The following is a 19516-nucleotide window of genomic DNA, read 5'->3' on the forward strand; positions in this document are numbered from 1 at the left end:
ATGACCCGAGGCGCACCGTCAGCCGAATGACTCCAACTCGAAGAAAAAGAAGAAGGTGAGGGGTCCGGGGAGAGGAAGAATTCCTTCTTCCTCTCCCCGGGACAGACCATCAGCCCCGGATCAGGCCGCCTGCCGCACCGCCGGCACGCCGCGCAGCCGCCCGCCCGGCGTGCCACCCGGCACGGCCGCCGCGAGGTCCGCGGCCTCGAGCAGCCCCTTCCAGTCGATCCCGGTTTCCACCCCCATGCGGTGGAACAGCCAGACCACGTCCTCGGTCGCCACATTCCCCGTCGCGCCCGGGGCGAAGGGGCAGCCGCCCAGCCCGCCGGCCGCGGAATCGAAGATGCGGACCCCGGCTTCCCAGGCCGCGGAGACATTGGCGACGCCCATCCCGTAGGTGTCGTGGCCATGGAAGGCGAAGCGCTCCCCCCAGAGGTGATGCGCCCGCTCGAACATCCGGCGCACCTGGTCGGGGGATGCGTTGCCGGTGGTGTCGGCCAGCGCGATCTCCATGCCGGGGTCCAGCGCCACGATGCGCTCCACCCAGCCCAGCGCCTCCTCCTCCGGCACCACCCCTTCGAAGGGGCAGTGGAAGACGGTGGAGAGATTGAAGCGCACCAGCAGCCCGGCCGCGTTCGCGTCCTGCACGATGGCCGCCAGGTCCGCGAAGGATTCCTCGCGCGTGCGGTTCAGGTTGGACCGGTTGTGGCTCTCGGTGGCCGACATGAAGAGGCCCAGCCGCTGCGCGCCGGAGCGCGCGGCCAGCTCGAAGCCCTTCCGGTTCGGCACCAGCACGGTGGATTCCAGCCCTGGCAGCGCCAGCGCCGCCTTCAGCACCTCGCCCGTATCCGCCATCTGCGGCACGGCGCGCGGCGAGACGAAGGAGCCGATCTCCATCCGCCGGATGCCGGCCGCATGGAGGGCGCGGACCATGGCGATCTTCGTCTCGGTCGGGACGAAGGGGCCGATGGATTGCAGGCCGTCGCGCGGGGCGACGTCGCTGATGATGGCCCGCTCGGTCATGTCGTTTCCTCCTTCAGCGTCTCGCCCAGCAGGGTCCCGAAGACGTGGTCGTTATGTTGGCCGATGGCGGGCCCCGGCCAGCGCACCATGTCACGTGGCGGCACGCCTTCGAAGCGGAAGGGGGCGGCGGGGTGGGGCACGTCGGTGCCCACCAGCGGGTCCGGCACGGCCAGCATCATGTCGCGGGCCTGGAAGTGCGGGTCCTCCACGCAGTCCCGCATGTCGTAGAGCCTGGAGCACGGGACCTGCACGGCTTCCAGCGCATCCTGCGCCTCCTTCGCCGGCAGGGTGCGGGTCCAGGCGGCGATGGCCTCATCCAGCTCCGCCGCATGGGCGCAGCGGCCGGAATTGCCGGCCATGCGCGGATCCTCAGCTAGGTCCGGGCGGCCGATGCGGGTCATCAGGCGGCGGTAAATCAGGTCCGAATTCCCCGCCACCGCCAGCCATTTCCCGTCGGCGCAGGGATAGGTGTTGGTCGGCGCGGCGCTGGGCAGGGCGGCACCCATGGGCTGGCGGATGCGGCCGAGCAGCCCGTATTCCGGCAGCATTCCCTCCATCAGCGAGAAGACGGAGGAGACGAGGTCGAGGTCGATCGTCGTCCCCTTGCCTCCCATGGGGCCTTCCGCGTTGCGGTCCCGCCCCCAGCAGGCCGAGACGAGGGCCAGCGCCGCGTACATCCCCGCGAGGTCGTCGCTGATGGAGACCCCGCAGCGCGGCGGCGGCAGGTCGGTCTGGCCGGGATTGGCGGTCAGGTGGCGCAACCCGCCCATCGCCTCGCCGATGGCACCGAAGGCGGGCTTATCGCGATACGGCCCGTCCTGGCCGTAGCCGGAGACGCGGGCGATGACGAGGCGCGGATTCTCCGCCCGCAGCACCTCCGGGCCGAGCCCGATGCGCTCGAGATAGCCGGGGCGGAAATTCTCCACCAGCGCATCGGCACGGGCACAGAGCGCCCGCACGCGCCGCTGCCCCTCCTCGCTCTTCAGGTCCAGCGTGACCGAGAGCTTGTTGCGGCCATGGATGCTGAACCACACCGCCTGCCCGTTCACCCTCGCGCCCCAATCCCGGTGCGGGTCGCCCTCCGGCGGCTCCACCTTGATCACCTCGGCCCCGAGATCGGCGAGGAGGCGGGTGGCGAAGGGGGCGGCGATGTAATGGCCCAGCTCCACCACCCGCAGCCCGGTCAGGGGCAGGCGGGGGTCTTCCGGCGGCGCGGCGGGGCCGGTGGGGTCCGGCATGGGCGATCCTCCTGAGCGGGAGGCGATGTTCCCCGGCCGCGCCGCCGTGGCAAGGGGTCAGCGCCCCCCTTCGAGGACCTCGCGCAGCGTGGTCCAGGTGAGCCGGGGGTAGCGGTCGTTGTCGAGCGGGGTGAGCTTGCCCTGGCCGCTGAACATGTCGCGCAGGTATTGCAGCCCCTGCCAGGGCGGGAAGACCTGGCCCTTGCCGGGGGCGAGGATCCGCGCGGCGCGGATCATGGCCGAGAGGGTGCGGGTGCCGCCGAGGCCCGTGGGGGTGAAGGCGCGGCCGTGGACTTCGGTGGCGATGCGCGCGAGGTCGCGCGCGCTCGCCTCGGAGCCGGCGATGCGGAGGATGCGGGGGGTGCCGTCGTCCAGCGCCGCCTCGGCGGTGAAGGCGGCGACGTCGTCCTTTGCGGTGAAGTCCAGCTTCTGGTCGGGGCTGTTCCAGTAAAGGACGCGGCCGAGGCGCGGGAGGATGAGAGGCATCTCCCCCGCCAGCATGTCCGCGAAGCCGCCGTTGAGGATCGAGGTGGCACGGATGGGAGCGGCGTCCAGCAGGCCATGGAATGCGCGGCGCAGGTCCAGGTTGCGGTTGCCGCCGGGGGTGGTCCTGGTGAAGTCCAGCGAGAAGTCGGAGGGGATGAAGCGCGGAACCCCGGCCGCCACCGCGGCGCGGAGCAGGACGGACTGGGTGCCGATGATGGTGTGCTCCAGCCCGTTCAGGGCGGAGACGATGCAGGCGGCGCCCTCGCAGGCCCCGGTCATCGCGGCCTCGTCGTCCAGGTCCAAGGCAAGCGGCTCGATGCCCTGGTGGCGTAGGGCGAGGACGCGGCCGGCCTCGGTGCCGCGGCGAATGGGGGCGACGACCGCGGCGCCGCGCGCGCGCAGGGCACGGGCGATGCGCCCGCCAAGGTCGCCGGTCGCCCCGGCGACCAGGATGCGGGGCGGCTCGGCGCCATGGTCGGACATGCCGTCTTACCCCACCATCCCGGAGGGCGGATGTTGGGGCAGACCGCCCGGGCGCAAGGCCGGATCAGCGTAGCGACGCCAGGGCCGAGACGGCGGCGGAGAGGTCGGGGGTGCCGTGGCGCAGGGCGGCCATGCTCTCCGCATCGGCGGTGAGGGCGTGCCAGAGGATGGCGCCCGCGATCTCCGTGGCGGCCCGCAGCTCTTCCATCGGCACGGCGTCGCGCGTGTCGGCGGCGGTCAGCAGGCGGGAAAGGCGGCTCTCCGGCTCGCCGAACCCCGCGATCAGGCGGAAGGCGGGCACGCCCCGGGCGGCGAAATTCGCGTGGTCGCTGCTGACGGAGACGGGCTCGTGCATCGCCAGGGCGGGGCCGGCGGCCTCGCGCAGGAAGCCGGGCAGCGCCGGATATTGCGAGGTGAGCGCGGTGAGGCGCGGCGAACCGGCGATGCTATCGAGGTTGATGTTGAGCGCCATTCCCGCGATCTCGGCCTCCGGCAGCGTCGCCAGCCAGGCGCGCGAGCCCCAGAGCGACCATTCCTCCGCGCCAAAGACGCAGACGCGCAGCCCGCGCGGCAGGCCGGCCAGATGCGGCGCGGCGGTGCGGGCCAGGCTCAGCAGGGCGGCCACGCCGGTGGCATTGTCGATCGCGCTCTCGGCCAGCGCATGGCCATCCAGATGCGCGGAGAGGACGACGCGCCCCGGCCCGGCGCCGGGGATGTCCAGGATCAGGTTCGGTGCCTCCGTCATGGCGCGGCGGCCTTGGAGGCTGAACCGCGCGCGACCGGCCCCGACCAGCCGGCGCGCCCCCTCGATCCCCACCCCGAAGCAGGGGACGGGGCAGGCATTGGCGCCGCCGGCCACGGGGCCGTAGCCCTCGAAGGGCTGCACCATCACCGCCGCGGCCGCACCGGCCGCCGCCGCCGCCGCCAGCTTCAGGCGGCGATGGATGGTGCCGGGCGAGAAGGCGTATTCGTGCCGCAGCAGCACCGCGCGGCCGCGCAGCCTCTCCCCGGCCGCCGCGATCTCGTCCGGCGTGCCCCGGCCGAGATCCACCACCTCCAGCTCCACCCCCTCCTCCGGCGTGGAGACGGAGCCCGGGAGGGCGGCGCAAGGCACCGGCCCGGCCTCGCCGGGAAGGACGATGGAAACCGCGTCCAGCGTCCAGCCGCGGAAGGGGGCGTGGAAGGTGCTCAGCGTGCCCGCGCCCATGGCGCGTAGACGCGCCGCCAGCAGCGCGAAGGCGGCCTCGGCGCTCGGCGAGCCCTGAAGGCGCCCGCCCGTGTCGCAGATGGCGTTGAAGTCGGCCTCCAGCGCCGGGGCATCGGCGCGGAGGGCGGCGAGGAAGGCGTCGCGCATCACGGCACGCTCACCCCGGCGGCGCGCGCCACGCGCGACCAGTTGGCGAACTCGCTTTCCAGCAGGGCGGCAAAGGGCGCCGGGCCACGCGGGCGAACCTCGATCCCCAGCGCCGCGAAACGGTCCTTCACCGCCGCATCCTCCATCGCGGTGGCCGTCGCGGCCTCCAGCCGGGCGAGCACGGCATCGGGCGTCGCGCGCGGGGCTAGCAAGCCCCACCAGTTGCTGCACACCATGTCCACCCCGCCCTCCCGCATGGTGGGCAGCTCGGGCAGCGCCGCGATGCGAGCGGGCGCGGCGACCGCGAGCGGGCGCACCTGCCCGTCCTTCAGAGGGCCGGACGCCGAGAGGGTGGAGGAGATGATCGCGTCGATCTGCCCCGCCACCACATCCAGCAGCGCCGGGCCCGAGCCGCGATAGGGCACCACGGTGAACCGGGCGCCCGTGAGCTGGCCGAGCCATTCGGGCACGAGATGCGTCAGGCTGCCGACGCCGGAGCTGCCGAAGGTGATTCCCTCCGGCTGCGCCTTCGCCGCGGCGATGAAGGCCGGCAGGTCGCGCGGGGCGAGGCTCGGCTTGACCATGAGGATCATCGAGACGGCGCCGAACAGCGTCACCGGGCGGAAATCCCGCGCGGGGTCGTAGGGCACGCGAGTCTGCACTGCGGGGATGATGGTGTGCGGGCTGTCGGCCACCAGGAAGGTATGGCCGTCCTCGGCCCGCGCCGCGGCTTCGGTGCCGATGATGGCGCCGCCGCCCGGGCGGTTCTCGACGATCACGGACTGGCCGAGCGCGGCCTGGAGCGGCGACTGGATCGCGCGGGCGAGCACGTCGGAGGGCCCGCCGGCGGCATAGGGCACGATCAGCCGGATGGGGCGGCTCGGCCAGGCGGGCTGGGCGTTCGCGCGGGCGGCCAGGGCCAGCGGGGCGGCAAGGCCGCCCAGGAGCAGGGCGCGGCGGGGGGCGTTCATCGGTACGGGAACCTGTCAGCTCGGGTTAGGGATCTCCCTGCCCGGCTGGCCGGGCCGCCCTCTCCGGGGTCTTGCCCCCGTTGTGCCGGGGTTGGGCGCAACCTCGCCCCCGGCGGCGCGACTGGCAAGCCATCGGCCCGCTTGACCTGCGTCAAGGCGGGCCGGGCGCGCCCGGCCTATCGCCAGCCCATGTCCCAGGCCGAAGCCCCCTCCCGCGCGCTGCTCGCCCTCGCCGAGGCCCGGGTGCCCCGCTACACGAGCTACCCCACGGCCGCGCAGTTCGGGGCGCTGGACGAGGCAACCTATCGCCGCTGGCTGCGCGAAGGCGTCCGCGCCTCGGACCCACTCTCCCTCTACCTGCATGTGCCCTATTGCCGGGACCTCTGCTGGTACTGCGCCTGCCATACGAAGGCCACGCGGTCCGAGGCGCGGATCCAGGCCTTCGCCGAGGCGCTGGAAGCCGAAGCGGCGCTGCTGGAAGCGGCCCTGCCCGCGCATGGCGGCGTGTCGCATCTCCATTTCGGCGGCGGCACGCCCTCGATCCTCGGGCCGACGCGCATGGCGGGCCTCGTCGCGACCCTGCGGGCCCGCTTCGGCCTTCGGCCCGGCGCGGAGGTGGCGATCGAGCTGGACCCGCGCACGCTGGACGAGGCGATGGTGGACATGCTCGGCGCCCTCGGCTTCACCCGGGCGAGCCTCGGCGTGCAGGACATCGCGCCCGATGTGCAGGCACGGATCGGCCGCCCGCAGCCGAAGGAACTGGTGGCGGTGGGCGTGGAGCGCCTGCGCCGCGCCGGGATCGGCGGGATCAATATCGACCTGATGTACGGCCTCCCCACCCAGACGGTGGAGCATGTGCGGGCCAGCGCGCGCTTCGCCGCCTCGCTGGGCGCGGACCGCATCGCAGTGTTCGGCTATGCCCATGTGGCCTGGATGAAGCCGCACCAGAAGGCGATCGACGCCGCCACCCTGCCGGGGATCGAGGCGCGGCTGGAGCAGGCCGAGGCGGCGGAGGCCGAGCTGAAGGCAGCGGGCTACGCGCCCCTGGGGCTGGACCACTTCGCGAAACCCTCCGATCCGCTGGCGCGGGCCGCCGCCGCCGGGCGCCTGCGGCGAAACTTCCAGGGCTACACGACCGATGACGCGCCGGTGCTGCTCGGCCTCGGCCCCTCCGCGATCGGCACGCTGCCCGGTGGCCATGCGCAGAACATGCTGGACGAGCGGGCCTATGGGGCGGCGGTGGCCGAAGGCCGGCTGCCCGTGGCCCGGGGCGTCGCGGTGACGGCGGAGGATCGCCACCGTGCCGCGCTGATCGAGCGGCTGATGTGCGACTTCGCCCTCGATTTGGACCGGCGCGACCCGGCCGTGGCCTCGGCGCTGGCGCGGATGGCGCCGCTGGTGGAACAGGGGCTCGTCGCGCTCTCCCCGGATCGGCTGGAGGTCACGCCGGTCGGGCGACGCTTCGTTCGCCAGGTGGCCGCCTGCTTCGACGCCTATTGGGTGCCTGCCGCCACCCGGCACTCCTCGGCCGTCTAGCCCACCGCGCCCTATCCCCGGCGGATCGCGACCGCCAGACCCATGGCGCTCAGGACCAGCCCGGCCAGGAAGACGGGCGCATGGGCATTGCCGGTGGCCGCGAAGAGCCAGGCGAGGGCATAGCCCGTCGCGGCCTGGGCGGCGGCATAGACCGCCGTGGCCCGGGCCCAGGCCTTGCCCGTGCCGGGGCCGGTGAGGCCGCGAAGACGACCGAGCGTGACCGCCGATATCCCCACGCCGGAAAAGCCGGAGAGAAGCGCGGCCAGCGGGATGGCCGCCGGATGGGGCAGCAGGGCCGCGCCGAGCGCCGCTACCTGCACGCCCAGCCAGAGCGGCATGGCCCAGCGGCCCAGCCGGTCCGCCAGACGCCCTCCGCCTAGCGTCCCCGCCACGGCGCCCAGCCCGAACAGCGCCCAGACCAGACCGCCCGCCGCGAGCCCCATTCCACGCCCGCGCACCGCCAGATCAGCCAGATACACCATGGGCGGCGTCATCCCGGCGGCGGAGAAGGCATAGGCGAGGGTGACGGCACCCACCGGCCCGGCCGGACCCGTCGGGCCGGCCGCGGCGGGCGGCGGGGCCGGCGGATCGGGCCAGCGGGGATGCGCGAAGGCCCAAAGCGCGGCGGAGAGGAGGCCGAGACCGAGCCAGGCGGCCGCCACCCCGCCCGAGAGGAGGAGGGGCAGGAGAAGGGACGCGGCGATCACGCCGCCGCCGACGCCCGCGATGACGATGCCCCCCGCGGCGCCGCGGCGCCCGTCAGGGGTGACGGCCTGCACCGCCGGCCCCGCGAGCGAGATGGCCACCCCGCCCGCGACACCCGCCACGCACCGCCAGGGCGCGAGCCACGCGAAGCCGAGCGGCACGGCGCAGGCGAGGAAGGACAGGGTGGCGAGGGCCATGGTGAGGTCGAGCGCCCGGCGCGTGCCCAGCCGCGCACCCAGGAACGGCGCCGAGAGCGCGCCGATCAGATGGCCCGCGAAGGTGGTGGCCCCCAGCGCGCCCGCCTCCCCGCCGCCCACCCATCCCGCCGCCACCAGCGCGGGAAACAGCGGCACATAGCCAAAGCGGGCGAGACCGATAGTGGTGCAGAGGGCGGCGCCGCCGGCCAGCGCCGCGGCGGGCGGCGCCCTGGCCGTCACTCCGCCGCCCCTCCGCTGCCGGCCGCAGGCCCGACATCCAGGCTGAGGGTGGCAGCCAGGCCGGGAGGCACCTGCCCGGGATGCGCATCGGCCAGGATCAGGTCGCCCCCATGCAGGCCCGCCACCGCGCGGACGAGGGAGAGGCCCAGCCCATATCCCGGCGTCGCCCGTGCATTGTCGGCCCGGAAGAAGCGCTCGCCGGCCCGGGCACGGTCGGCGGGCGGGAGGCCGGGGCCCTCATCGGCGACGGTGATGCGAACCATCGGCCCCGCCGCCTCGGCCGAGAGGCGGATGCGCCCCCCGGCGGGGGAGAACTTCACGGCATTGTCCAGCAGGTTGGCCACGGCCTGCAGGAGGAGGTCGCGATCTCCGGTCATGCGCAGCCCGGGCGGCAGCGCCGTCTCCAGCGTGACCCCACGGCTCTCGGCGATGGCCTCGTACAGCTCGGCCGCATCGGCCAGGAGCGGGGTGAGGTCGAGCGGCGCGAAGGCGGCGCGGCGCGCGCCGGCCTCCGCCTCGGTGATGCGCAGCACCGCGTGGAAGATGCGGATCATGCCGTCCAGATCGGCGATCCCCTGCTCCACCGCGCGGCGCATGGTCTCCGGATCCGCCTCCAGCGCCTCCTCGAGCCGGCCGCGGGCACGCGCGACGGGCGTGCGGAGGTCATGCGCGATCGCGTCCGAGACGCCACGGATGCCCGCCATCAGCGTGCCGATCCGATCCAGCATGGCGTTCAGCGTGCGTCCGAGGCGGTCGAACTCGTCGTCCCGGCCGGAGAGCGGCACGCGCTGGGAGAGGTCGCCGCCGGCGATGGCCGTGACGGTCTCGGCCGCCGGGCGCAGCATGTTCTGAAGCGCCCGACGGAGCAGCACGGCCCCGGTGACGGCGAGGAGGCAGGCGGCGAGGGCCGCCCAGCCAAGGCCGCGGGCGAGAAGCTGGCGGAGATGGAGGCGTTCCTCCACGTCACGCCCGACGATCAGCCGGTCCCCGTTCGGCAGGTCGCTGCGGTACAGGCGCGCTTCCGTGAGCAAGCCCTCCCGCATCAGCGGCGCGCGCAGCCAGCGCAGGGCCTCCGCCTCCGGCGGGGGGCCATCCAGCTCGTCCGGCGTCGCGTCGAGATTGCCGGCCAGATGGCGCCCGGCGGAATCCGTGAGACGGTAGAGGTCCTGCGCATCGCCGTCCCGGGCCAGGCGCAAGGCCAGGGCGTCCAGCACGCCCTCCCGCCCCGCCTCGCGGAAGCGGGCGGTCATCGATGCGACATCGGCGCGGATGGCGGCATCGGTCTGGCGGTCCAGCCCGCCCGCGGTGTTCCACCAGACGATGCCGGAATAGGCGACGCCGCCGAGCAGGAACATGACGGCGAAGAACACCGCGAAGCGGAACCCCGCGCTTTCCACCAGCCGCGGGACCGGTGCGCGGCGCAGTTCCTCGGCGGGCATCGGGGCCGCCCTAGGCGGCCTCCTCGGCGCGGATCATGTAGCCGGCGTTGCGGACCGTATGGATCAGCGGCTTGTCGAAGCCGCGGTCCAGCTTCTGGCGCAGGCGCGAGACATGCACGTCGATGACGTTGGTCTGCGGGTCGAAGTGATAGTCCCAGACCTTCTCCAGCAGCATGGTGCGGGTGACCACCTGCCCGGCATGGCGCATCAGGTGCTCCAGCAGGCGGAACTCGCGCGGCTGGACGTCGATGCGCTTGCCGCCCCGCGTGACCGTGCGGGAGAGGAGATCCAGCTCCAGATCCGCCACGCGGAGGCGAGTGGCCGGGACCTCCGAGGCGGGGCGGCGGCCGAGCGCCTCCACCCGGGCCAGTAACTCGGCGAAGGCGAAGGGCTTGGTGAGGTAGTCGTCACCCCCGGCCTTCAGGCCACGCACGCGCTCATCCACCGCCGTGAGGGCGGTGAGGAAGAGGACCGGGGTGCGGTTGTCCTGCGCGCGCAGGGTTTCGACGAGGCGGAGGCCATCCACGCCGCCGGGCAGCATGCGGTCCAGCACCAGCAGGTCGAAGGGCTCACCAGCGGCGGCGAAAAGGCCATCCTTGCCGTTGTCGCGATGCTCGACGCTGTGGCCGGCCTCGGTGAGGCCCTTGCGGACGAAGCGGGCGACCTCGGGGTCGTCCTCAACAAGGAGGATACGCACGGCATTTCCCTGGTTCTGGTTCGGGGCGGCATCAACCCGGCCGCTCCATGCCCCATAGCGTCACGCACGGGGGCCCGACGCAAGATGCCCTACCGGCCGGCCATCCCGCGCAGCTCCGACAGGCGCTGGGCGTAGAGGCTAGCGAGGCAGGCCTCCTGCTTCTGGCCGGCCGCGCCGCATTCGCGGTTCCGGCGGGCGAGCCAGGCGCGCTGGCCGGCGGCGACGCCTGGCAGGCCACCGACGCGGAGATAGGCCTGGCTCATCTCCAGATCGAGCGTGGAGAGGCGGGCCGAGCCGCAGATCGCCTGCTCCACCGCCAGCATCGCCGCGGTGCAGTCGAAGGAGGGCTGGGCCCGCGCCGCACTGGCGAGGACAGCGGGAAAGAGAAGGGCGGCCAAGGTCAGAGCGGGGCGGATCACTGCGGCGTGCCCGTCCCCGGCGGGCGGCGGCCGACCTGCACGTTGATGTCCTGCGACCGGCCGTCCCGCAGCAGGGACAGGCGGATGCTCTGCCCCGGGGCAATCCCCGCGACAGACCGGATGAGGGCCCGGGAGGTCTCGAGCTTCTCGCCGTTCAGGGCGGTCACCAGGTCGCCCTGGCGCAGCCCCGCCCGGGCGGCCGGGGAGTTCCGCTCCACGCCCTGGATCTGCACGCCACGGCGGCCACGGGGTGCATCCGCGCCGATATCCTGCACGGCGACGCCCAGCCAGCCGCGTTCCACCCGCCCGTCGCGCCGCAACTGCTCGATCACCCCCCGCGCGAGGTCCGACGGCGTGGCGAAGCCGATGCCGGCCGAGGCGCCGGAGGGGGAGTAGATGGCGGTGTTGATGCCGATCACCTCGCCCGCCGTGTTGAACAGCGGCCCGCCGGAATTGCCGGGGTTGATGGCGGCGTCGGTCTGGATGAAGTCGTCGAAGGGCCCGGCGCCGATCTCGCGCCCGCGGGCGGAGACGATGCCGGTGGTGACGGTGCCGCCCAGGCCGAAGGGATTGCCGGCGGCCATCACCCACTGGCCCACCCGCACGGGCGTGCTGCCCCAGGGCACGGCCGTCAGCGGCACGCGGGATTCGATCCGCAGCAGGGCCAGGTCGGTCAGCTCATCCGTGCCCACCACGCGGGCCGGATGCTCGCTGCCATCCTGGAGGGAGACGATGACGCGCGCGGCCGAGCCGACGACATGGTTGTTCGTGACCACATAGCCGGTCGGGTCGATGATGAAGCCGGAGCCGGCGCCCTGCACCTGCTGGCGGCCGCCCCGGCGGTCCCTGAAGTAGCGCTCGAAGGGCGTGCCCCGCAGCTCGGGCGGGATCTGGGTGGTCTGCTCCCCCGTCACGGCGATGTTCACCACGGCGGGGAGCACGGCCTGGGCGAGGTCGGCGAAATCCGGCAGCACGGTGAACCGGGTTCCCGGCGCCGCGGTCTGGGCCTGGGCTTCCAGCGGGGTGCAGCCGGGCGCTGCGGCGAGGGCCGCGAAGCCGAGCAGGGCGGCACGGCGGGGCAGGGGCTGACGCATGGGGGGTTGGAACTCTCCAGCGATTCGGGAGGAAGTGGCTCCCCCATAGAGAGGGAACGACGGCAGCGGGTTCAAGGCATCAGCCGCCCTGAGAGGGGTCTTCGGGCCAGCTATGCCGGGGATAGCGCCCCCGCATCTCCCGCCGGACCTCCGCCCAGCCGCCCCGCCAGAAGCCCGCGAGGTCGGAGGTGACGGCGATCGGCCGGCCGGCCGGGGAGAGGAGCGAGACCTGCAGGGGGATGCGGCCGCCCATCAGCGGCGGCGCGGCGGCCAGGCCGAACAGGTGCTGGGCGCGGGCCTCCAGCGCCGGCACCTCGCGGTCATAGTCGATCATGGCGCTGCGCCCCTCGGGCAGATCCACGCGGGGCGGCAGGTCGCTGTCCAGCCGGCGCTGGAGCTCCCAGGGCACCAGCCCGCGCAGGATGGCCACGGCATCCAGGCCGCGCAGCTCCGAGAGGCGGGACAGGCCGCTCAGATAGGGGGCGAGCCATTCGGCGGCCGAGGCGGCCAGGGCGGCATCGGAGACATCCGGCCAGGGGGCGCCCTCGGTCGCATGGGCCCAGCGGAGGCGGGCGCGGAGCTGGGTGGCGGGTTTGGTCCAGTCCAGGTCCCGGAAGCCGCGGCCGGCGGCGGCGCGGGCCAGGGCCTCGGCCACGGCGGCCGGGTCCGCATGGGGAAGGGTGGCCTCCTCCAGCACCAGCGGGCCGAAGCGGAGGCGCCTGCGCGCCACCACGGCATTGGTCCGGCTGTCGAACTCCGTCACCTCCTCCCGCACGAAGCGCCCGGGGAAGCGGGCCTCCAGCGTGGCGCGGTCGAGCGGCGCGGCCATGCGGATGCGGGCCTCCGTCCCCGCCAGCTCCAGCGCGGCCACCGCCAGGAGCGGCGCCTTGCGCAGCGGGTCGGTGGCGGAAAGGCGGGCGCCCTGGCCGGAGGCCAGGCGGAAGGCGCCCTCCATCGCGCCGCGGCGGGCGGCGATGCGGTCGGGGAAGCCGGCGGCGAGGAGCGCGGCGGGGTCGCCCTCCGGCGCCGTGCGTTCCGGCACGGAAAGGCGGCGGCGGTGGAGCTGGGCGGTGCGGCGGATGCGCTGGACCGTCGGCCGGTCGGCCTCCGGATGGTCGCCGCCATGGAGGAGGTCCAGCCGCAGATGCAGGTCGCTCGGCGCCTCCCGGTTCCGGATGGGGTCGCGCTCCTCCAGCAGCGCGGCGAGGTCGGCGGCCAGCGCCCCCTCCCCCGGCGTCCGGGTCTCGACCATGACGCGGGCGAGGCGCGGATGGGCACCCATGCGGGCCATGCGGCGCCCGGTCGGGGTGATCCGCCCTTCGGCGTCCAGCGCGTCCAGCTCGTTCAGAAGGGTGCGGGCGGCGGCCAGGGCGCCTTCGGGGGGCGGGTCCAGGAAGGGCAGCGCGCGGGGCTCGGCACCCCAGGCCGCGCAATCCAGGGCCAGGCCGGACAGCTCGGCCTCCAGCATTTCCGGCCGGTCGGCCAGCGGCAGCCCGCGATGCAGGGCCTCGGTCCAGAGGCGGATGGCAACGCCCGGCTCGGTGCGGCCCGCGCGGCCGGCCCGCTGCTCGGCGGCGGCGCGGGAGATGCGGATCGTGGCCAGGCGGGTCAGCCCCGTGGCCGCGTCCAGCCGGGGCGCGCGGCGGAAGCCGCCATCCACGACGATGCGAACGCCGGGCACGGTCAGCGAGGTTTCCGCGATCGAGGTGGCCAGCACCACCTTGCGGCGGCCCTGCGGGTGGGGGGTGAGCGCGCGGTCCTGCTCGGCCGGCGGCATCTCGCCATGCAGGGGCAGGATCTCGGCATCCACCCCGCCCAGCCGCTCGGCCGTGCGGCGGATCTCGCCCCAGCCCGGGAGGAAGGCGAGCACATCACCGGGGTGCTCGCGCAGGGCCTCCCGGATGGCCGCCGCCATGGCCTCCGGCAGGTCGCGCGGCTCCTTGATGTCGCGGGGACGATGATGGACGACGACGGGATAGGCCCGCCCGGCGCTCTCGATCACGGGGCCGTCCAGCAGCGTCGCGAAGCCCGCCGCATCCAGCGTCGCGGACATGGCCAGCAGCCGCAGCTCCGGCCGCAATTCCCTCTGGAGGTCGAGGCAGAGGGCGAGGCCGAGATCGGTGTCCAGATGCCGCTCATGCGCCTCGTCGAACAGCACGGCCGAGACGCCCTCCAGCCCCGGATCGGATTGCAGGCGGCGCACCAGCAGCCCCTCCGTCACCACCTCCACGCGGGTGCGGTCGGACACGGCGCGGTCGAGCCGGGTGGAGAGGCCGACGAGCCCGCCGGGTCCTCCCTCCCCCGCCAGCTCCGCCATGCGGCGCGCGGCGGCGCGGGCGGCCACGCGGCGGGGCTCCAGCACCAGGATCTTCCCCGTGGCCCAGGGCTCCTCCAGCAGGGCGAGCGGCACGATGGTGGTCTTGCCGGCGCCGGGCGGGGCGACGAGGACGGCGTTGGACCGCTCCCGCAGGGTCGTTAGCAGAGCGGGCAGGGCCTCGGAGACGGGAAGTTGGGGCAGGTCCATCGTCCCGGGGGTCTCGGGGCGGGGAAGCGGCTTGTCAAATGCGGGAATAGCCCGTGGCCGCCAGCTTGGGGATCGGGCCTGGGGTCACGACTCCGACAAGGCGCGCCGGAAGCCCCCGCGCTTCGGTGACAAGCACGGCCCGGCCCTCTATGGCGCGAGGCATGCCCCCTTTCGAGGTCCCCGGCCAGCCCTGATGGAATCCAGCACGACCGGGCTCGAGGCCTCATCGCGGGACAGCTCGCCACGCCGCGCCCCGCGCGCCGAGTGGTCGGTCCGAACGCGGCTCGTCATCCTCGCCCTCTCGGTCGCGCTGCCCGCCGCCCTGGCCCTGGGGCTGGCAGCGCTCGAGGGCTGGCGCACCGCGCGGGAGCGGACGGACGGGGCGCTGACCGCCCGCACGGAGGCGCTCTCGGCCGCCATCGTCCGGGAACTGGCAGCGGTGCGGGGAACGCTGGAGACGCTGGCCGCCTCGCCCGCCTTGGCGGAGGGGCGGCTGGATGCCTTCCGAGAGCAGGTCGGGCGAACGCCCCGCCCGGCGGAGGCGCGGATCGGGCTGACGGCGATGGATGGCCGCATGCTGGTCAGCTCGAAGGCTCCCATGGGCACTCCCCTGCCGCCGAGGGGCGATCCCGAGGTGGTGCGGCGCGTCTTCGAGACAGGCGAGGTGCAGGTCTCCGACCTCTATCGCGGGTCGGTCACGCGCGAGCATCTGGTGGCGGTGGACGTGCCGGTCCGGAGCACGGAGGGCGGGGTGGCCTACGACCTCAACATGGGCTTGCGCGCCGCCTCGCTCGACCAGGTGCTGACCGAGCAGCGCCTGCCGGACACATGGCGCGCGGCACTGCTGGACGGGCGCGGGCTGGTGGTCGCGCGCACCCATGATTCCAGCACCTTCATCGGGCGCCAGGCGACGCCCCTCTCCATGATGGCGATCGCCGCCGGGATCTCCCCCTTCGACACCGTGTCGCATGAGGGCGCGCCGGCGCGCGGCGCCCATGCGGCCGTGCCGGGAACCGGCTGGCGGGTGGCGGTGGTGGTCCCGCAGGAGGAACTCTCGGCGCCGCTGGAGGCTGGGCTTCTCGCCGCGGCGGCCACGGGGGGCGGGCTGTTGCTGCTCGGGCTGAGCGGCGCGGCCTGGCAGGGGCGCCGGATCGCGGTCGCCTTCTCGGCGCTCGCCCAGGGCGCGTCGGCGCTCGGCCGCGGCGCGGAGCCGGTGCAGCCGCCCCGCGGCGTCTCGGAGGCCAGCCGCGTCGGCACGGCCCTCGCCGATGCGGCGGCGGCCCTGGCCGGGCGCGAGGCGGAGCGTGCCGAGGCCGACCGGCGGCAGGACATCCTGATCCGCGAGCTGAACCACCGGGTGAAGAACACCCTCGCCACCGTGCAAGCGATCGCCGCCCAGACCCTGCGGCGGGAGGGGCGTGACCCGGCGCTGGCCTATGCCGATCTGGACGAACGGCTACGGGCCCTGGCCCGGGCGCATGACCTGCTGGTGGCCGGCACCTGGGGCGACACGCCGCTGCCGGATGTGGTCCGGGCCGCGCTGGCCCCCTGGACCGAGGCGGGGCGGGTGCGGATCGCCTGCCTGTGCGGCACGTCCTTTCCCACGCTGCGGCCCGCCCAGGCGCAGGCCCTCGTCCTCGCGCTTCATGAGCTGGCCACCAACGCAGCGAAATACGGCGCCCTCTCCCGCTCGGAAGGGGCGGTCGCCCTGTGCTGCGCGGCGACCGAGGGCGGCGCCCTGGTGCAATGGACCGAGCAGGGCGGCCCCCCGGTGGAGGAGGCTTCGGCGCCGCGCCGCGGCTTCGGCACCCGGCTGCTGGAGCGCGCCCTGCCGCGGGAGCTTGGACCGGGCTCGGAGGTGGTGCTCGACTTCGCGCGGGAAGGGCTGCGGGCCGAGATCCGGATCCGGGGCACCGCGCAGGAGCCCGCGGGAAAGTCCGGTTGATCCCTGGGCAGCGGCCCGGGGGCGCCCCACCTGCCGGGCACCCGTTGGAAAGGATTCCCCCATGCAGAAGCGCCCGCTCGGCCGTTCCGGCCTGGAGATCGCCCCCCTGGTCTTCGGCGGCAATGTCTTCGGCTGGACGGTCGATGAAAGGACGAGCTTCTCCCTGCTCGATGCCTTCGTCGATGCCGGGCTGAACGCGGTCGACACGGCGGATGCCTATTCCCGCTGGGCGCCGGGCAACCAGGGCGGCGAATCCGAAACGATCATCGGCAACTGGCTGCGCGCGAACCCCGGCAAGCGGAAGCGCGTGCTGATCCTCACCAAGGTCGGCTCCGACATGGGCCAGGGGCACAAGGACCTCTCGGCGAGGTGGATCGAGAAGGCGGTGGAGGATTCCCTGCGGCGCCTGAACACCGATGTGATTGACCTCTACCAGTCGCACTGGCCCGATCCGAACACGCCGCAGGAGGAGACGCTGCGCGCCTATGAGCGACTGCTGCGCGCCGGGAAGATCCGGGCGATCGGCACTTCCAACTACGACGCGGCGCTGCTGGAGGAATCTCTGAAGGTCGCGCGGGAAAAGGGTCTGCCGCGCTACGAGTCGCTCCAGCCCCAGTACAACCTCTATGACCGCTCCGGTTTCGATGGCGCGCTGCGCGACCTGGCGATGCGGGAGGGGATCGGCGTCATCACCTACTACTCCCTCGCCTCCGGCTTCCTCTCGGGCAAGTACCGCTCGAAGGAGGATCTCTCGAAGAGCCAGCGCGGCAAGGGCGTGGAGAAGTACCTGGACGCGCGCGGCATGAAGATCCTGGCGGCGCTGGACGAGGTTTCGGCGCGGCTGGGCGCGAAGCCCGCCGAGGTGGCGCTGGCTTGGGTGATCGCGCGGGAGGGCGTGACAGCCCCGATCGCGAGCGCCACGGGCCTGGAGCAGCTGGCCAGCCTCGTCCGCGCGGTGCACCTCGCCCTCTCCGCCCAGGACATCGCGCTTCTGGACGCCGCCAGCGCCTGATGCGCGTGTTGCGGCAGGTGGCGCATCGGGCCTATGCCGCGCCGATGCGCGCCCTCGTGCTCCTCCTGGCCCTGCTGACCGCGCCCCTCGCCGCCCATGCGGTGGAGAGCGAGGCGGCGGCGTCGCCCCGCGCCCGGGTGACGCTGGTGGCCGAGCAGGCCGCCGTGGCGCCGGGGCAGCCCTTCCGCCTGGCGTTGCGGCAGGTGCTGGCCGAGGGCTGGCACACCTACTGGACCAATCCGGGCGATGCGGGAGAAGCGCCCTCGCTGGAGCTCGCGCTGCCGGATGGGGGGCAGGCCGGGGCGCTGTCCTTCCCGGCACCGCTGCGCATCCCCTACGGGCCGCTGGTGAACTTCGGCTATCTCGGCGAGGCGGTGTTCCCGCTGACGGTCACGCCGCCCGCCGATCTGCAACCCGGGCGGCTCTACACCATCGAGGGCACGGGGCGCTGGCTGGTCTGCGCCGATGTCTGCATCCCCGAGGAAGGCGCCTTCCGCCTGGACCTGCCGGTGGAGGCCGAGGCGCGGCCCGACCCCGCCGCCGCGGATCTGTTCCGCGCGGCCGAGGCGGCCCTGCCCCGCCCCTTCCCCTTCACCGTCCGCCTGGGCTTCGAGGGCACGAAAGGCGCCATCGAGCTGTCCGGGCCGGGCATCGCGCCGGGCGCGGTGAAAGATGCCTTCTTCTTCCCCGAGCCTCTGGGCGTGATCGACAACACCGCGCCCCAGCGCCTCGCGCTGCGGAACGGCGCGATGGTGCTCTCCCTCACGCGCGGCGCCTCGCCGCTGCCGGCCAGCCTTTCCGGGGTGGTGACCCTCACGGATGCGGCCGGGGTGCGCAGCGCCTATGCCGTCTCGGCTGAACCGGGCGCGATGCCGGCCGCGCCCTCCGCCCTGCCGCTCTGGCAGGCGGCGCTCTTCGCGGCGCTGGGCGGGCTGGTGCTGAACCTGATGCCCTGCGTCTTTCCCGTGCTGGCCATGAAGGCCATGGGGCTGGCGCGGCTCTCCGGCGCCTCCCGCCGCGCGGTGCGGAACGAGGCCCTGGCCTATGTCGCGGGCGTGGTCCTCGCCTTCCTCGCGATCGGCGGGGCGCTGGTGGCGCTGCGGGCGGGCGGCATGGTTGCGGGCTGGGGGTTCCAGTTCACCTCGCCGGTCTTCGTCGGCGGCATGGCCTGGCTGATGCTGGCGGTCGGGCTGAACCTTTCGGGCGTCTTCGCCGTGGGCGGGCCCAGCCTTGGCGGCTCGCGCTGGGGCAGCTTCGGCACCGGGCTTCTGGCCGTGGCGGTCGCCACGCCCTGCACGGCGCCTTTCATGGCGGCGGCGCTCGGGGCAGCCATGGCGATGCCGCCCGCCGCCGCCCTCGCCGTATTCGGCGCCATGGGCCTCGGCATGGCCCTGCCCCATGCGCTGCTGGGCACCTTTCCGGCCCTGGCGCGGCTGCTGCCCCGGCCCGGCGCCTGGATGGAGCGGCTGCGCCAGGCGCTGGCCTTCCCGATGTATGGCGCGGCCGCCTGGCTGGCCTGGGTGGTTTCGGTCCAGCTGGGGCCGGACGGGTTGATCCCGGTGCTGGCCGGCGCGCTGCTGGTGGGCTTCGGCGCCTGGGTGCTGGGCGTGGCGCAGCTCTCCGGCCGGCGCGGCTGGATCGGGCGCGGGCTGGCCGGGGCGGCCGTGCTGGGCGCGCTCGCGCTGCTGCCGCAACTGTCGGCGGCGCCCTCCCCCGCCCTCGCGGCCGAGCGGCCGGAGGAGGCCTGGTCCGAGGCGCGCGTGGCGGCCCTGCGGGCCGAGGGGCGGCCGGTTTTCGTCAACCTCACCGCCGCCTGGTGCATCACCTGCCGTGTGAACGAGCGGGTGGCACTGGAGACCGCCGCCACTCGCGCCGCCTTCGCACGGGAAGGCGTGGTGCTGCTGACGGGCGATTGGACCCGGGGCGATCCCGCCATCTCCGCCCTGCTGCGCGCCCAGGGGCGAGAGGGCGTGCCGCTCTACCTTTTCTATCCCGCCGGTGGCGGGGCGCCGGTCGTGCTGCCGCAGATCCTGACGGAGCGGATGGTGATCGAGGCGATCACCGCTGGCCGGGAGGGCTCGCGGCCGGCGGCGTGACGTGGCGGGCCGGGACGGTATGCTGGCCGGCATCGCCCCCCCTTGGCGGAACGGTAG

At 74.3% G+C, this 19516-nt stretch carries 15 protein-coding genes; 4 read left to right on the forward strand and 11 right to left on the reverse strand.

The genetic code is table 11. The features are described from left to right. Positions 1-120: 120 nt before the first annotated feature. The 5 genes from BUB97_RS02440 to BUB97_RS02460 form a co-directional block, all read right to left on the reverse strand. A complete protein-coding gene (locus BUB97_RS02440) occupies positions 121-1023 on the reverse strand; it encodes a hydroxymethylglutaryl-CoA lyase (RefSeq protein ID WP_073131130.1) in 903 nt (300 codons plus the stop codon). Further along, the gene (locus tag BUB97_RS02445) at positions 1020-2261 is read right to left on the reverse strand and encodes a CaiB/BaiF CoA transferase family protein (protein ID WP_073131132.1); all 1242 of its coding nucleotides are present in this window, start codon (positions 2259-2261) and stop codon (positions 1020-1022) included. Before BUB97_RS02445 ends, BUB97_RS02440 begins: the two co-directional genes overlap by 4 nt. A 57-nt stretch (positions 2262-2318) precedes the next feature. Beyond that, the gene (locus tag BUB97_RS02450) at positions 2319-3230 is read right to left on the reverse strand and encodes an NmrA family NAD(P)-binding protein (protein ID WP_073131134.1); all 912 of its coding nucleotides are present in this window, start codon (positions 3228-3230) and stop codon (positions 2319-2321) included. A 64-nt stretch (positions 3231-3294) separates the two neighbouring features. Next, the gene (locus BUB97_RS02455) at positions 3295-4584 is read right to left on the reverse strand and encodes a M28 family peptidase (RefSeq protein WP_073131136.1); all 1290 of its coding nucleotides are present in this window, start codon (positions 4582-4584) and stop codon (positions 3295-3297) included. Next, the gene (locus BUB97_RS02460; protein WP_073131138.1) at positions 4584-5555 is read right to left on the reverse strand and encodes a Bug family tripartite tricarboxylate transporter substrate binding protein; all 972 of its coding nucleotides are present in this window, start codon (positions 5553-5555) and stop codon (positions 4584-4586) included. The genes BUB97_RS02455 and BUB97_RS02460 overlap by 1 nt, the downstream gene beginning before the upstream one ends. Positions 5556-5696: 141 nt before the next feature. On the opposite strand from BUB97_RS02460, the gene hemN reads away from it, so the two are divergent. Continuing rightward, complete coding sequence (gene hemN / locus BUB97_RS02465; protein ID WP_338141767.1) at positions 5697-7091, forward strand: oxygen-independent coproporphyrinogen III oxidase; 1395 nt, start codon at positions 5697-5699, stop codon at positions 7089-7091. Between the two features lie 11 nt (positions 7092-7102). On the opposite strand, the gene BUB97_RS02470 is transcribed toward hemN, so the two are convergent. The 6 genes from BUB97_RS02470 to hrpB all read right to left on the reverse strand — a co-directional run bounded on the left by BUB97_RS02470 (position 7103) and on the right by hrpB (position 14406). Continuing rightward, entirely contained in the window at positions 7103-8233 is a 1131-nt protein-coding gene (locus tag BUB97_RS02470) for a YbfB/YjiJ family MFS transporter (RefSeq protein ID WP_073131140.1), read from the reverse strand. Then, the gene (locus BUB97_RS02475; RefSeq protein ID WP_073131142.1) at positions 8230-9672 is read right to left on the reverse strand and encodes a sensor histidine kinase; all 1443 of its coding nucleotides are present in this window, start codon (positions 9670-9672) and stop codon (positions 8230-8232) included. The genes BUB97_RS02470 and BUB97_RS02475 overlap by 4 nt, the downstream gene beginning before the upstream one ends. A gap of 10 nt (positions 9673-9682) precedes the next feature. Further along, positions 9683-10369 (reverse strand): winged helix-turn-helix domain-containing protein, encoded by a 687-nt coding sequence (locus BUB97_RS02480; protein ID WP_073131145.1) that lies wholly within the window; start codon positions 10367-10369, stop codon positions 9683-9685. 89 nt (positions 10370-10458) lie between these two features. Continuing rightward, on the reverse strand, positions 10459-10788 hold the full coding sequence (locus tag BUB97_RS02485; RefSeq protein WP_073131147.1) for a lysozyme inhibitor LprI family protein: 330 nt from the start codon (positions 10786-10788) through the stop codon (positions 10459-10461). Further along, the gene (locus tag BUB97_RS02490) at positions 10785-11882 is read right to left on the reverse strand and encodes a trypsin-like peptidase domain-containing protein (RefSeq protein WP_073131149.1); all 1098 of its coding nucleotides are present in this window, start codon (positions 11880-11882) and stop codon (positions 10785-10787) included. The genes BUB97_RS02485 and BUB97_RS02490 overlap by 4 nt, the downstream gene beginning before the upstream one ends. Positions 11883-11961: 79 nt before the next feature. Continuing rightward, on the reverse strand, positions 11962-14406 hold the full coding sequence (gene hrpB / locus BUB97_RS02495; RefSeq protein ID WP_073131152.1) for an ATP-dependent helicase HrpB: 2445 nt from the start codon (positions 14404-14406) through the stop codon (positions 11962-11964). Between the two features lie 193 nt (positions 14407-14599). Here hrpB and BUB97_RS27160 point away from each other — a divergent pair, with 193 nt between their 5' ends. From BUB97_RS27160 to BUB97_RS02510, 3 genes are all read left to right on the forward strand, one after another. Further along, entirely contained in the window at positions 14600-16351 is a 1752-nt protein-coding gene (locus BUB97_RS27160) for a sensor histidine kinase (RefSeq protein ID WP_073131154.1), read from the forward strand. 61 nt (positions 16352-16412) lie between these two features. Continuing rightward, complete coding sequence (locus BUB97_RS02505) at positions 16413-17363, forward strand: aldo/keto reductase (protein WP_073131156.1); 951 nt, start codon at positions 16413-16415, stop codon at positions 17361-17363. Further along, entirely contained in the window at positions 17363-19459 is a 2097-nt protein-coding gene (locus BUB97_RS02510; protein ID WP_073131158.1) for a protein-disulfide reductase DsbD family protein, read from the forward strand. Before BUB97_RS02505 ends, BUB97_RS02510 begins: the two co-directional genes overlap by 1 nt. Positions 19460-19516: the final 57 nt, after the last annotated feature.

This window comes from Muricoccus roseus, assembly GCF_900141905.1.
Taxonomy (GTDB): domain Bacteria; phylum Pseudomonadota; class Alphaproteobacteria; order Acetobacterales; family Acetobacteraceae; genus Roseomonas; species Roseomonas rosea.

Excerpts from the sequence above, each read along its gene's own strand:
- BUB97_RS02510 (WP_073131158.1), top strand. The coding sequence starts at position 17,363 with ATGCGCGTGTTGCGGCAGGTGGCGCATCGGGCCTATGCCGCGCCGATG.
- BUB97_RS02450 (WP_073131134.1), bottom strand. The coding sequence starts at position 3,230 with ATGTCCGACCATGGCGCCGAGCCGCCCCGCATCCTGGTCGCCGGGGCG.
- BUB97_RS02460 (WP_073131138.1), bottom strand. The coding sequence starts at position 5,555 with ATGAACGCCCCCCGCCGCGCCCTGCTCCTGGGCGGCCTTGCCGCCCCG.
- BUB97_RS02490 (WP_073131149.1), bottom strand. The coding sequence starts at position 11,882 with ATGCGTCAGCCCCTGCCCCGCCGTGCCGCCCTGCTCGGCTTCGCGGCC.
- BUB97_RS02505 (WP_073131156.1), top strand. The coding sequence starts at position 16,413 with ATGCAGAAGCGCCCGCTCGGCCGTTCCGGCCTGGAGATCGCCCCCCTG.
- BUB97_RS02440 (WP_073131130.1), bottom strand. The coding sequence starts at position 1,023 with ATGACCGAGCGGGCCATCATCAGCGACGTCGCCCCGCGCGACGGCCTG.
- BUB97_RS02475 (WP_073131142.1), bottom strand. The coding sequence starts at position 9,672 with ATGCCCGCCGAGGAACTGCGCCGCGCACCGGTCCCGCGGCTGGTGGAA.
- BUB97_RS02455 (WP_073131136.1), bottom strand. The coding sequence starts at position 4,584 with ATGCGCGACGCCTTCCTCGCCGCCCTCCGCGCCGATGCCCCGGCGCTG.
- hrpB (WP_073131152.1), bottom strand. The coding sequence starts at position 14,406 with ATGGACCTGCCCCAACTTCCCGTCTCCGAGGCCCTGCCCGCTCTGCTA.
- BUB97_RS02445 (WP_073131132.1), bottom strand. The coding sequence starts at position 2,261 with ATGCCGGACCCCACCGGCCCCGCCGCGCCGCCGGAAGACCCCCGCCTG.
- BUB97_RS27160 (WP_073131154.1), top strand. The coding sequence starts at position 14,600 with ATGGAATCCAGCACGACCGGGCTCGAGGCCTCATCGCGGGACAGCTCG.